Genomic DNA, 14412 nt, shown 5'->3' on the forward strand with positions numbered 1-14412 from the left:
GGAGGCGGTTATGCCAACAACACTTGATGGTGGTGGGCTGTTTCGTATTCATGAGGGTGATGTGCCGTTTGTACGTTACCTCTCTCCCTATGGGCAGCCTCTGAAACAATTACCGCGCTGGGTCGAAGACAGTGACCGACTGGTGAAATATTACAAAAATATGGTGATGGTGCGGGAAGCTGACCGTAAAGCTATTGCCTTGCAGAGAACCGGGCAGATGGGTACCTATCCATCCAGCCTTGGACAGGAAGCTCCGGGAATTGTTTATGGTTCCCTGATGCAGAAAGAGGATGTTCTGGTTCCTTATTACCGGGATCTGGCCGGGCAGTTAATGCGGGGAGTCAAACTTTCAGATATTTACCTCTATTGGGGTGGTGATGAGCGGGGGAGTGCTGGCCAGGAATATGGACAGGACTTTCCCAACTGTGTGCCTGTCGCCACCCAGGCAGGTCACGGAGTGGGAGTGGCTTCTGCTTTTCGTATCCGGGATGAGAAAAGGGTGGTTGTCACCACCTGCGGTGACGGCGCGACATCCAAAGGTGATTTTCTTGAAGCACTGAATCTGGCCGGTGTCTGGCAGCTGCCGGTGGTGTTTCTGGTTGTGAATAACCAGTGGGCGATTTCCATTCCCCGTCTTGTACAGAGTGGTAGTGTCACGCTTGCACAGAAAGGGTCGGGTGCAGGTATCCCCTGTGTACAGGTAGACGGCAATGATGTGATCGCGCTCCATGAAGTTATCGGTTCTGCCATTACTCGTGCCAGGGCGGGTAAAGGTGCTGTGGTTATTGAAGCGATCACATATCGGCTGGGAGATCATACTACTGCAGATGACGCGACCCGTTACCGTGACAATGACGAAGTACACAAAGCCTGGGAAGAAGAACCGGTTAAACGTCTACAAACCTATCTGCATAACCGGGGCTTATGGAATCCCGATAAAGAGAAAGAATTACTGGAGCAGGTGAGTCGGGATATTCATCAGGCAGTGGAGGATTATCAGTCTGTTCCCTTGCCGTCAGTGGAAGATCTGTTCACCTATCATTATGCGGAAATTCCGAGAAGTTTGAGGCATCAACTGGAGGAGATGCGGGGAGGGCTGAACAATGAGTAATACTGTAACTGAAAACACCAATGAAAAGAAAACTCTGGTAGAGGCGGTTAATACCGCTTTAGATCATGCCCTTGCTGATGACCAGGATGTTGTTCTGCTGGGAGAAGATATTGGTACAAACGGCGGTGTATTTCGTGCCACTCAACAGCTGAAAGATAAATACGGTTTAAAGCGGGTGATGGATACGCCGCTGGCAGAAACCCTGATCGCAGGTATGGCCATAGGCATGGCTACTCAGGGGTTAAAGCCCGTCGCGGAAATCCAGTTTATGGGATTTATTTATGCCTGCATGGAGCAGCTGATTTCCCATGCCGCCCGGATGCGCAACAGAACCCGGGGGCGTTTAACGTGCCCGATGGTTGTTCGTGCTCCCTACGGCGGAGGTATCCATGCTCCGGAGCATCATTCAGAAAGTACGGAAGCCTTGTTTGCCCATATTCCCGGTTTGCGGGTGGTGATTCCTTCCTCTCCAGTCAGGGCTTATGGTTTGCTGCGTTCTGCGATAGATAATCCCGATCCTGTGATCTTTCTGGAACCCAAGCGAATTTACCGGGTGCAGAAGCAGACACTGCCAGAGGCGGGTAGTCGTTTGCCACTGGATACCTGTTTTACTCTTCGGGAAGGAAAAGACCTGACCCTGGTAACCTGGGGGGCCTGTGTGCGGGAATGTCAGGAAGTTACCCGTACTCTGGCTGAACAGGGCATCAGTGTTGAGTTGATAGATGTGGCAACAATCAAGCCTCTGGATATGGATACGATTCTGGCTTCTGTCCGCAAAACCGGCCGTTGCGTGATTGTCCATGAAGCGGCCCGCAGCTTTGGTGTGGGAGCGGAGATTTCCGCACGCATATCTTCGGAACTTTTCTATGAATTGAAAGCACCGGTTCAGAGAGTGACTGGTTACGATATCACCATTCCTTACTACCGCATGGAAGAACACTATCTTCCTGATACGAACCGAATCATGACATCCATAAAAAAACTTACAGAGACAACCAATTGAGTATCAGCTATCTCACTGTTTTTTGAATATGGTTGGAAGCGAATGAATTTTCTCGGTTTTAAGTGCAAATTGCTTTTGCATAAAAAACATCCATAACTAATCTGAATAAATAACGCTTCAGAAAATATAACTGTGCAGTGGATGTAAGCCTTTACGCAGAGCTTTTGATGAATATATGAGAAGCGTCACGGGGGTGCCGTGAAATGTTTTAAACTGCCTGACCTCGGGGAAGGAATTCCGGAGGCAGAGATTGTTGAGTGGCATGTTCGTGAAGGGGAAACCGTTCGCGAAGACCAGATTATTGTTTCTATGGAAACAGCTAAAGCTGTCGTTGAAGTCCCCTCTCCCTGTTCAGGTGTTATTGTGCGGCAGTTTGGTGTTCCCGGCGATTTAGTGCATACCGGTGAACCGCTGGTGGAGTTTGAAGAAGAAAATGGAGATACCGGAACTGTTGTCGGTACTATTCAGGAAGCATGTCGGGAAGAAGGCACTGGTAGTGATGATGACGACTTCTTTGTTGGAGCCTCCCCTTCTACAGCAAAATTCCAGGAGCTGGTGAAACCGACCGTCAAAGGCCTGGTTCGGAGTTTAAATGCTTTTGCGCCTGTCGAGAATTATCCCCTTGATAATGCTGAGAAATTAAAAGGTGTTCGTCGTGAAATGGCCCGGGCCATGTCTCGCTCCGGTGAGGCTGTGGTTCCGGCAACACTGTTTGCTGATGCGGATATTAACAGCTGGAAAGATGGTGAAGATGTGACAGTCCGGATTCTTCTGGGGCTGGTTGCAGCCTGCCAAGAGCAACCGGCGCTGAATGCCTGGTATAACGGTGTCCATGAGCAGCGACAGCTTATGGATGGTATTGATGTTGGTATAGCCGTGGATTCTCCCCACGGGCTTCTTGTTCCTGTATTAAGGAATGTGCAGAAGTTATCCGCCAATGACATCAGGAGCGAAATCAATCGATTGAAACAGGGGGTTCTGAACAGGACTTTGCCTCCGGAATCCTTCCAGGGGGCGACATTATCTGTGAGCAATTTTGGTGCATTAGGCTGTGGAAAATATGCAACTCCTGTTGTTGTTCCTCCTGCTGTTGCCATTTTAGGCATAGGTTCTGTTGGTGATGAAGTTGTTGCTGAAGCCGGACAGGCCGTGGTCCACAGGGTGATGAGTCTGTCGTTGTCGTTTGATCACAGGGTCGTGACCGGTGGTGAGGCATCAAGATTTTTGAAAATTGTCGTGCAACATCTCTGTCAAAAAGAGGCAACAATTCAGTTGCAGGCATGATGAATTCGTTTTACAAAATAGGTAAGGAATAATTTTCTATGACAACAGGTATAACTTTTTTCATGTGTGCCGATAGTTGTATTGAATGAAGGATAGAAATGGCACCTGAATCAAAGTTGCAGCAGGAATAATTCAGGAGGTTGTTTTCATGTGGGGTCTGGCGGCGGGGCCAGAGCAGGGAACCGAATAATATTCACCGTTAAATGTGGGGCAGGTCGCGCTGTCGCTCCCAAAGCAGTAATAACGAACATTGCTTAAGGGTCAGGTGAGAAAATATGGATATTTTCAACAATTTTCAGGAACGCTATAAGTCAAAAGAGCAGGAAGAAATGTCCCTGCAGGAATATCTGCAACGATGTAAGGACGATCCAACCACTTACGCCAATTCAGCAGAGCGTATGCTGGCCGCTATTGGTGACCCCGAGGTTATTGATACCTCAAGAGATTCCCGTTTATCCCGTATTTTTTCCAACAAATTGATCAAGCGTTATAAAGGCTTTGAAGAGTTCTATGGCATGGAAGACGCCATAGAGCAGATTGTTTCCTATTTCCGCCATGCGTCCCAGGGACTGGAAGAGAAGAAGCAGATCCTCTATTTGCTGGGGCCGGTTGGTGGCGGTAAATCCTCTTTGGCGGAAAAACTGAAAAGCCTGATGGAGCAGATTCCTTTTTATGCCATTAAAGGCTCCCCGGTTTTTGAATCTCCCCTTGGTTTGTTTAACCCTGCAGAAGACAGTGGAATCTTGCAGGAAGAATATGGCATTCCCGGACGTTATATTCGTGGTGTGATGTCGCCCTGGGCGGTGAAAAGACTTCATGAATATGGCGGCGATATCAGCAAGTTTCAGGTTGTAAAACTGCATCCCAGTATTCTGGATCAGGTGGCCATCGCGAAAACCGAACCTGGAGATGAGAACAATCAGGATATTTCCAGCCTTGTGGGTAAGGTGGATATCCGTCAGCTGGAAGAGTATTCCCAGAATGACCCTGACGCGTACAGCTTCTCCGGTGCACTGTGTCGTGCCAACCAGGGCATGATGGAATTTGTGGAGATGTTCAAAGCGCCCATCAAGGTGCTGCACCCACTGCTGACCGCCACCCAGGAAGGCAACTACAACAGTACCGAAGGTATGAGCGCGATTCCTTACGATGGTGTGATTCTTGCCCACTCCAATGAGTCGGAATGGCAGAGCTTCCGCAACAACAAAACCAATGAAGCCTTTATCGACCGGGTGAATATCGTCAAGGTGCCTTACTGCACCCGTGTCAGCGAAGAGATCAGGATTTATGGAAAACTGTTAGAACACAGTTCCCTGAAAGCTGCTCCCTGCGCGCCTGATACCCTGAAGATGCTGGCTCAGTTTATAACCCTGTCGCGTATTAAGGAGCCGGAAAATTCCAATCTGTTCTCCAAGATGCGGGTATATGACGGTGAAAGCCTGAAAGATACCGATCCCCAGGCCAAGCCTCTGCAGGAATATAAAGACGCGGCCGGTGTTGATGAGGGAATGGATGGTTTGTCGACCCGTTTCGCGTTCAAGATTCTTTCCAAGGTCTTTAACTTCGATCCTTCAGAAGTAGCAGCCAACCCTGTTCACCTTCTCTATGTGCTGGAAAAAGAAATCGAACAGCAGCAGTTCCCCCAGGAAGTTCATGAACGTTACCTGCGTCATATCAAAGAGTTCCTGGCACCGAAATACATTGAATTCCTCGGTAAGGAAATTCAGACAGCTTATCTGGAGTCTTACTCTGAATACGGCCAGAACATCTTTGACCGTTACATCACCTATGCGGACTTCTGGATTCAGGACCAGGAATACAGAGACCCTGAAACAGGCGATATTCTTGATCGTGGTGCCATCAATGATGAGCTGGAGAAGATCGAGAAAGCCGCCAGTATCGCTAATCCGAAAGATTTCCGGAATGAAGTGGTGAATTTTGTTTTGCGGGCCAGAGCTGGCAATGACGGCAAGAACCCCAGCTGGCTCAGCTACGAGAAGATGCGCACGGTGATTGAGAAGAAGATGTTCTCCAATACCGAGGACCTGCTCCCGGTGATCAGCTTTAACGCGAAAGGCAGTAACGAAGAGCAGCGTAAGCACAATGAGTTTGTAAAACGGATGGTGGAGCGCGGCTATACAGAGAAGCAGGTCAGGCTGCTGTCTGAATGGTACATACGGGTACGTAAATCCCAGTAAGGGATGTACTCGGGGGTACTTCGTTAGCCATTTTTTCGATGATAGTAAGTCGACACAGTGAGTTGTAGATGTAGGCGTTAGGGGCGAGGCGATCACCAGGGATGTGAGCCGGGTACCAGGGAAGGTGCCGGTCTCGCCCCGGACGTCTTAATGCGGCACAGGGAGTGTGTTATGAGCATGATTATCGACAGGCGGCTCAACGGTAAAAACAAAAGCGCGGTCAACCGGCAGCGCTTTATGAACCGTTACCGCAAGCATATTAAAAAGGCTGTCGCAGAAGCGGTGAACAAGCGCAGTATCACCGATGTTGAGAGTGGCAGCAGCATAACCATTCCACGGCGGGATTTGTCCGAACCCGTTTTTCACCACGGTGCCGGTGGTTTAAACCAGCAGGTTCATCCAGGAAACAAAGAGTTTGTTACCGGCGACAGAATAAAGCGTCCTCCCAGTGGATCTGGTAAAGGTGGCGGCGGTAATGGCCAGGCCAGCGACCAGGGTGACGGGATGGATGAATTCACCTTCAATATTAATCACGATGAATTTCTGGAGTTCATGTTTGACGACCTTGAGTTGCCAAACATGAAGGAGAAACAGCTCCACGACATGATGGAGTTCAAAACCCATCAGGCCGGTTTTACCACCGATGGTCCCCCCGACAGATTGAACATTGTCCGTTCCCTGCGCAGCGCTCACGCCCGGAGGATTGCCCTGTCTGGAGGTACCCGCAGGGATATACGTCAGTTCAAGCGCGAGCTGAGGGAAATGGAAGTGCAGCCCGGAGCCTGGGATGAAGAACGGGCTGATTTCCTGAAGGAACGCCTGCGGGAACTGAACAGCAAAATGAAGAAACTGCCGTTTATTGATGATATTGACCTGCGTTATAACAACTTCGTTAAGGTTCCCCGGCCTTCCAATAAAGCCGTGATGTTCTGCGTGATGGATGTTTCCGGTTCCATGACCCAGGAAATCAAGGATATGGCCAAGCGTTTCTTTATTCTGCTCTACCTGTTCCTGCAGAGAACCTACAAGCAGATTGAAGTGGTGTTTATTCGTCATCACACCGCTGCCAAAGAAGTGGATGAAGAGGACTTTTTCTATTCGCGGGAAACCGGCGGCACTATTGTTTCCAGTGCCCTGGAAATGACCCGGGATATTATCACCAAGCGTTACTCCCCCAATGACTGGAACATTTATGTCGCCCAGGCTTCGGATGGTGATAACTGGGAAGGTGACTCTTCCGTATGCAGCAAAATCCTGGTGAATGGTTTGATGCCCCTGGTGCAGTATTTCTCTTATGTGGAGATTACCGACCGCCAGCATCAAAACCTGTGGCGAGAGTATGAAACCATTCAGGATAATTATTCCGACACCTTTGCGATGCAACAGATAAAAACAGCGGCGGATATTTATCCGGTGTTCCGGCGTCTGTTTGAGAAAAAGGAAGCGTAATGACTGGTCAGACAGAACAAGAACAACAACGCGCGGCAACCGGAAAAAGAGCACCGCTCACCACAGGTTCTGAATGGACCTTTGAGCTGATAGAAGCCTACGACCGTGAACTGGCCCGCATTGCCGGAGAGTATCGGTTGGATACTTACCCCAACCAGATAGAAGTCATCAGCGCGGAGCAGATGCTCGATGCCTATGCCTCAGTAGGTATGCCGCTGATGTATAACCATTGGTCCTTTGGCAAGCATTTCCTTAGCAATCATCAGCGTTATCAGAGCGGTATGATGGGGTTGGCTTATGAGATTGTGATTAACTCCAATCCCTGTATTGCCTACCTGATGGAAGAGAACACCATGGCTATGCAGATTCTGGTGCTGGCCCATGCCAGTTATGGCCATAACTCGTTTTTTAAAGGGAATTATCTGTTCCGTACCTGGACGGATGCAGAATCCATTATTGATTACCTGATGTTTGCCAAGAGTTACGTATCCGAGTGCGAAGAGAAGTATGGTGTCGAAGCTGTGGAAGAGGTAATGGATGCCTGTCATGCGCTGATGAACCAGGGGGTCAATCGCTATAAAAGGCCAAGACCTCTTTCGGCCGGTGAAGAAGAAAAGCGGCAGGAGGAACGTGCTGAATATATTCAACGTACCCTGAACGATATCTGGAGCACTATTCCCCAGCAGGAAAAAGTACAGGAAAAGAGTAACAAGCGGTTTCCGGAGCACCCGGAAGAAAACATTCTTTATTTTATTGAAAAGAATGCTCCCTTATTGGAAACCTGGCAGCGTGAGCTGGTGAGAATCGTGCGTAAGGTTGCGCAGTATTTCTATCCCCAGCGTCAGACCCAGGTTATGAATGAAGGTTGGGCCACTTTCTGGCATTACACCCTGATGCACAGGCTGTACGACGAGGGTTTGATCCATGAAGGATTTATGCTGGAATTCCTTCACTCCCATACCAGTGTTGTTTTTCAGCCAGACTTTGATGACAAACGTTACTCAGGCATAAATCCTTACACTCTGGGGTTCCGGATGTTTATGGATATTAAGCGCATTTGTGAAGAACCAACGGAAGAAGACAAACGCTGGTTCCCGGATATAGCTGGTTCTGACTGGCTGGATACTGTGCATTACGCCATGAAGAACTTTAAGGATGAGAGTTTTATTCTTCAGTATCTGTCACCACAGGTAATGCGTGATCTGCACCTGTTCAGCATTGTGGATAACGAGAAAAATGCCTATCTGGAAGTAAGTGCTATCCATGATGACGCAGGCTACCGCGCCGTAAGGGAGGCCCTGGCCGCACAGTACAATATTGGCAACCGTGAACCCAATATTCAGGTATATAACGTGAATGTTACCGGCGACCGCTCCCTGACCCTTCGACACTTTATGCATCACGGGCGTCCGCTGGACACGGATGCCGCTGAAATCGTGAAGCATATCCACAGGTTGTGGAAATTTGATGTCCGCCTGGAAAGCGTTGATGGCGAAGATGTGAAAAAGACCCTCGGCTGCCCACAGAAGGTGGACAGTGGAAAATCCTCTGATGCCATGATTGATATGGCCTGAATACGGTAGTGGATCAGTCACCCAATGGCAATATCGTGCATTATCTCAAGCTTGGACATGCCACCGTGTTTTATCTCTGGCTGTAAACGGTCGTTTTTCTCATAAAAAGGGCGTAAAGGTTGAAACCATAGAGGCAGGATTGTCGTATAAAAGACAGGAAAAGCATTCCTGACTTTTCATTGACAAAAAAAAGAATAAACCTGCTACAGAAGGCGCTCAACAATGAAGAACAGTCTGAACAAACTGGCTGTGGTTGTATATATGGCCATGACAGGGGCAACAGCCTTTGCCACCACGGAAAACCTGGTGGTTAACGCTGGGTTTGAGGAGCCGGTTCTGGCGAATGGCGTTATGTCCGAGGAGTATTCCCACAGCGGCAGGAACACGCTGGGCCCATGGACACTGACCGCGGGCACCGCTAGTCCTCACTCCAACGCCCTGTCGATTGGAGCGGCCGCCGAAGGCAGGCAGCATATTGATCTTGATGGTGGCCCTGCTGATGCGCCCAATCGCATTACGCAAACCATCAACGGCCTTGAAGTCAATAAGCCCTATACCCTGACCTTTGACTACGCCCTGCATATCGCCAGCAGTGGAAGCACGCGACTTGGTGTCAACATCAGTGGTCTGGAGGCCCACCTTAATGTGGTGAATAGCGGTGAGAAAACATGGCAGAGGGCCACGTACACCTTCCACGCAAAAAGCACGACAGAGACCCTGGCCTTCTCCAGCAGCGGCCCATCAGGATGCTGCGGCACCCTGCTTGACAATGTCACAATCAAACCTGCCGACAATACCCTGACGCCACGAACCCCTCCGCCAGCCCCGGGCACAGCCAGAGTTTACACCGCCGCCCTGAATACAAACATTAATGTGCATGCCGTATCAGGCTCACCGGGTGCCCTTTTCCGGGTGGATGAAGATAATTTCAATGCCTGCTCCATCAATGGTGGTCAGCTGGTCGGTAACCTTGAGGCAAATGGTAGCCTGCCGCTGAATCTGTCAGCCCCTGTTTACCGGGCCGACTCATCCTACTACTTCATACATGCTGATCGCGATGCTGATAGCGGAACCTACAGCACGAGCGAACTATGCACCAATAATGCCGCGAAAATGGCTGTGACGGTAAAACCTGCAGGCACAGAGAACACCAGCTTTTCCGCAGCGGGCAGTGAAAATGTTGAGTTAACTTCACTGAATATTAACCCGAGAACCCGTCTTTCGGTGTTGCTGTCGGAAGGTGCCGGCGCTCTCTATCGCGTCAACCGTGAAGATTATCTGAACTGCAGAAACGACGGGGAAGACAGCGTGCTTATGGCCAATACCGCCCTGTTTAATCCAGCAGTCATTTCGATTAACTCTCTGGGGCCGGTTTTAGGCGTGCAGACAGATAATCGGACATACTACATTATTCAGTCTGTTTCACAGGAGAAAACAGCAACCCCCAGTGCTCTGTGTCAGGGGGGCGCTCGTTTCACTATCCGTTATCATCAGGCTCCGGAGGGCAGCGTCAACAACTCTCTTCCCGAAACGCTTGATGTGTCTAACGGGACTATCACCATCAACGATGTGTGATTTACCACACGCCTGACTGACGCCCCTTCTGCTGCTTTCGGCAAGCAGAAGGGGGCGTCAACCCCTGAAGGAACCTGCTGGACACGCACATGGAAAGCCAGATAACAGAAAGAAAATGGTAGGTGCGCCGGTGACTGCGTGAGTCTGCCTGTAAGCAGAACGCAGTAAGCGTCAGAAGCGCTTCTGCCTGCTATGCACTCCAGGCTCTTCCTGGCCCTTGTCATACATCAATTTCATTGAAACTATGTACCGTGTGGAGCCATGGTACTTAATGTTTTCAAATTCCCGGCAGAAAAAAATAGAGAAAAATAAGTCCGTAAGCCTGACAAGGGAGTGAACTGTTATGTGGTACGAGGGATTGTTGCAGCTGTCTGTTTGGGAAACCATACTGGCCGCAGCGTTAATGACACATATTACTATTCTTTCCGTTACCATCTATCTGCACCGCTTTAGCGCCCATAATGCACTGGAACTGCATCCGGCACTGCAACACTTCTTTCGCTTTTGGTTATGGCTGTCAACCGGAATGCGTACTCTGGAATGGACGGCCATTCACCGTAAACATCATGCGTTCTGCGAAACAGAGAAAGACCCTCATAGCCCTGTTCAGCGCAGTTTGAAAAAAGTTCTGCTGGAAGGGGCGGAACTTTATCGGGCAGAAGCGGCAAATGAAGAAACCTTGAGGCGTTACGGGCAGCGTTGCCCGGACGACTGGATCGAGAAGAAGCTTTACACCCCCCATAATATGCTTGGCCTGGCAATTATGTTGATTATTGACCTGATTCTGTTTGGATTGGCTGGTATTACCGTATGGGCAGTGCAGATGCTCTGGGTGCCGGTTATGGCGGCGGGTGTTATTAATGGGATCGGCCACTACTTTGGTTATCGTAACTATGAATGCCGGGATAATGCCCGCAATATTTCTCCGCTGGGTTTTATTATTGGTGGGGAAGAACTCCATAATAACCATCATACTTACCCTAACTCGGCAAAGCTTTCTGCCCGTAAATGGGAGTTTGATATTGGCTGGTTCTGGATTCGGGTGTTTGAAATACTCGGTCTTGCCAAAGTGAAGTTCCGGCGCCCCCTGGCTCATCAGGTTGCGGGAAAGAGCAAGATAGACGGCGACACTTTAATGGCCATTGTGAACAATCGTTTTCAGGTAATGGAGCAATATCGTCGTACAGTTATTGTTCCGATGGTGCGTGATGAATACAACAATCTAAAAGGCAGTGAGAGAAAACTTCTGAAACGAGGCAAAAAACTTCTTTCCTGCGAACAGACTTTGCTTAAGCCCGTTCATTTTAAGAACATAGAAAGCATTATAGAGTCCAGGGAAACACTCAAAATTATTTACCATAGCAGGCTGGAATTGCAGGAAATATGGCAAAACTTAAAAAACAAAAATGAACGTCTTGAAGCTTTGAAAGAGTGGTGTCGTCGGGCGGAAGACAGTGGTATTCGTGTATTGCAGGATTTTTCCGCACATTTGAGAAGTTATTCCCTGCCTGCTGCCCAGGTCGCCTGATAATCCAATTTGATAGCGGAAATACAAAACACCGTATTTCCGTTTTTGTTTTTACCACAAGAAATAAATGCCGCTTTTCCGGTTGTCAGTCTGGGAACTATTACCTATTTTGTTTTTCTCCTGTACGCAAGAGCGAGGGCTTAATAGATGAATATATTTGATGAAGTCATGCACCGCCTGAGCAGTAAAACCCGTATACGGGGGTTGTTTCGGGATGTGCATGTTGAAGACCTTGAACGGATTGTCGCCAGGCTGAAAGATGTACTGGAAGAAAAGCGTCAGGTTCGTGTGGAAGAAGAACAAAAACTGCAAGCAAAGCAAAACAGCATAGATGCCATTCGTAAAATGATGGAAGAAAAAGGCGTGTCCGTGGAAGACTTCGGACAGCTTGTCACTACTGAAAAAAAGAAAAGAAATATCAAACGTTATCTGTTTGAATTCAAGGATAATCACGATATTGCCCGACAATGGGAAGGTTCTCTTACCGGCCGTGCCCCCAAGGTTTTCCAAGAGTATCTTCAGCGTACCGGTAAAGAGAGAGCAGACTGCATTGTTGAGGAACGTTAATCCTCAGTTTCCCTGACCAGTCTGCTATGGGGGAACTGGCAGGTAAAATTGCTTCCCTGACCAACCCGGCTTTTGATTAGCAGTGTAGCGTCATGTCTAAGCAGCACATGTTTAACAATGGCCAGTCCCAGGCCTGTTCCACCCGTTGAGGCGTGCCTGCTTTTGTCGATCCGGTAAAAACGTTCAGTCAGGCGTGGAATGTGCTGGGGTTCCATGCCTATACCGTTATCTTTCACCATAAGATATCCGGTATTCAATTCCACAAGCCATTTCACTTTCACTGTGCCGTTATCCGGTGTGTATTTCACCGCATTAAAAACAAGGTTGGAAATAGCACTGCGCAGCTCTTTCTCATTTCCCAGGATCTGGGAGTCAGATTTGCAGTCCAGAATAATTTCATGATTTCTTTCGCCGCTGAACAGGTTTGCATCAGCGATGATTGCGTTCAGTAAAACAGGAATGTTAACCGGTGTCAGATCCTGCTGACTGTCGGCGGTTTCCAGCTTGGACAGAATCAGCAGGTCTTCAATAATATTCCCCATACGGTTGGACTGGGACAGCATCTGTTCCAGGGCTCTGGGAAGAATCGGATGCGGAGGTTCCGGCATCATCGTAAGGCTGTCGAGCAGAGTTTCAACATACCCGGAAACAACCGTTAAAGGAGTCCTCAGTTCATGGGAGACATTGGCCACGAAATCCTTGGTCATCTGCTCCAGCTGATAAATACGGGTGTTGTCCCTTACAACCAGCAGGCGGTTATCTGTTCCATACAGAGTGATGGAGTACAGCAGTTTTCTCTCCTCGGAAATAGGAGACGGGATGCTGAGAGGGTCCTGGTACTCTTTTCTGTCAAAGTATTCGGCAAACCTGGGATGACGGATAAGGTTGGTTATCTGCTGGCCAATATCATCTGGGTCCCGGAAGCCGAGAATATGCTCTGCGGCAGGGTTCCACCACTCAATCTGGCCGTGGGAATTGGTGAGAACAATGGCATCCCGCAGGGCAGATGTGGACTCCTGAAAACGATCAATCACCGCCTGCATACGGCTGCGGGAGCGTTCGCTTCGGCGCAGTAGCCGGTACATGCCGTCAAACATTTCGCCCCAGAGCCCCCTTGAGTTTGGAGGTTCAAGGAGTTGCCCGGCGGCAGAACAGTCATACAACCACTGGTAGAGCAGTTTTACGTGCCTGAGGGTCCAGAGCAGGTAGCAGATTGAACCAAGAAGAAGAAACAGCAAAGTGTTTCCTGTCAGAATGCCGAGCCCAAGACAGATGAATAGTATGAGAACTGGGCTTTTTATAACTGCAGATTGCCAGCTTTGGTTCACGTTTTTACCGGTATTGTTATATCAGTGCATCCACACCCTTATTCAGAGCGACTACCTGTTAGCTGTTAACAATAAACGACTGTGTTATCAGGTCTTGGTGGAGAAGCGATAACCCGTTCCGCGAACAGTCTGAACAAGCTTTTCATGTTCTAAACCAAGTGCTTTACGCAGACGTCGAATATGTACATCTACAGTTCTTTCTTCTACGTAGACATTACCCCCCCAGACGTGGTCAAGCAACTGACTTCTGGTGTAGGCACGTTCCTGGTGAGTCATAAAAAACTGCAGCAGGCGATATTCCGTGGGCCCCATTTCGGCTGGCTGGTCATCAATGGTGACACGGTGGCTGATGGGATCGAGGGTTACCCCGAATACTTCAATAGGTTCGCTCTGGCCAACAGTCTGGGTTCTGCGGAGAACCGCTTTCAGGCGGGCCACAAGCTCACGGGGAGAGAAGGGCTTGGTAATATAATCGTCCGCGCCGCTTTCCAGGCCCTGGATTTTATTATCCTCTTCACCTTTGGCGGTCAGCATGATGATCGGGGTTTCAGCGGTCAGCTCATCCCTTTTCAAACGACGGGCCAGTTCAATGCCGGTGATGCCGGGCAGCATCCAGTCCAGCAGAATTAAATCGGGCTTCTGGTCAACGATAATGGCATGGGCTGATTTGGCATCTTCTGCTTCCAGGCAGTGATAGCCTGCCATTTCCAGAGCAACGACAATCATCTCCCGGATAGGAGCTTCATCATCCACGATGAGAATTTTACTTGTAGTTATTGTCATGGCTCGAACAAT

The 14412-nt window shown here is 49.1% G+C and carries 11 protein-coding genes; 9 read left to right on the forward strand and 2 right to left on the reverse strand.

What is annotated here, in order from left to right; genetic code table 11:
- Positions 1-10 precede the first annotated feature (10 nt).
- From pdhA to ACY2RQ_RS11300, 9 genes are all read left to right on the forward strand, one after another.
- On the forward strand, positions 11-1111 hold the full coding sequence (gene pdhA / locus ACY2RQ_RS11260) for a pyruvate dehydrogenase (acetyl-transferring) E1 component subunit alpha (RefSeq protein ID WP_490113072.1): 1101 nt from the start codon (positions 11-13) through the stop codon (positions 1109-1111).
- On the forward strand, positions 1104-2114 hold the full coding sequence (locus ACY2RQ_RS11265; RefSeq protein ID WP_490113073.1) for an alpha-ketoacid dehydrogenase subunit beta: 1011 nt from the start codon (positions 1104-1106) through the stop codon (positions 2112-2114). Before pdhA ends, ACY2RQ_RS11265 begins: the two co-directional genes overlap by 8 nt.
- Before the next feature lie 198 nt (positions 2115-2312).
- On the forward strand, positions 2313-3398 hold the full coding sequence (locus tag ACY2RQ_RS11270; protein ID WP_490113074.1) for a dihydrolipoamide acetyltransferase family protein: 1086 nt from the start codon (positions 2313-2315) through the stop codon (positions 3396-3398).
- A 275-nt stretch (positions 3399-3673) separates the two neighbouring features.
- Positions 3674-5596: a PrkA family serine protein kinase gene (locus ACY2RQ_RS11275; protein WP_490113075.1), complete on the forward strand. Its 1923-nt coding sequence runs from the start codon at positions 3674-3676 to the stop codon at positions 5594-5596.
- Between the two features lie 171 nt (positions 5597-5767).
- The gene (locus ACY2RQ_RS11280) at positions 5768-7045 is read left to right on the forward strand and encodes a YeaH/YhbH family protein (protein ID WP_490113076.1); all 1278 of its coding nucleotides are present in this window, start codon (positions 5768-5770) and stop codon (positions 7043-7045) included.
- Entirely contained in the window at positions 7045-8619 is a 1575-nt protein-coding gene (locus ACY2RQ_RS11285) for a SpoVR family protein (protein ID WP_490113077.1), read from the forward strand. Before ACY2RQ_RS11280 ends, ACY2RQ_RS11285 begins: the two co-directional genes overlap by 1 nt.
- A 222-nt stretch (positions 8620-8841) precedes the next feature.
- A complete protein-coding gene (locus tag ACY2RQ_RS11290) occupies positions 8842-10194 on the forward strand; it encodes a DUF642 domain-containing protein (RefSeq protein ID WP_490113078.1) in 1353 nt (450 codons plus the stop codon).
- A 343-nt stretch (positions 10195-10537) separates the two neighbouring features.
- Entirely contained in the window at positions 10538-11722 is a 1185-nt protein-coding gene (locus ACY2RQ_RS11295) for a DesA family fatty acid desaturase (RefSeq protein ID WP_490113079.1), read from the forward strand.
- A gap of 147 nt (positions 11723-11869) precedes the next feature.
- Positions 11870-12289, forward strand: coding sequence for an H-NS family histone-like protein (locus ACY2RQ_RS11300; protein WP_490113080.1), 420 nt, complete (start codon positions 11870-11872; stop codon positions 12287-12289).
- Here the strand turns inward: ACY2RQ_RS11300 and phoR are convergent.
- Together phoR and phoB are read right to left on the reverse strand one after the other, a co-directional pair.
- Positions 12286-13617: a phosphate regulon sensor histidine kinase PhoR gene (phoR, locus tag ACY2RQ_RS11305; RefSeq protein ID WP_490113081.1), complete on the reverse strand. Its 1332-nt coding sequence runs from the start codon at positions 13615-13617 to the stop codon at positions 12286-12288. The genes ACY2RQ_RS11300 and phoR overlap by 4 nt on opposite strands.
- 87 nt (positions 13618-13704) lie before the next feature.
- Positions 13705-14400, reverse strand: coding sequence for a phosphate regulon transcriptional regulator PhoB (gene phoB / locus ACY2RQ_RS11310; protein ID WP_490113082.1), 696 nt, complete (start codon positions 14398-14400; stop codon positions 13705-13707).
- Between the last annotated feature and the right edge of the window lie 12 nt (positions 14401-14412).

The organism is Parendozoicomonas sp. 209JJ7-1, assembly GCF_058147085.1.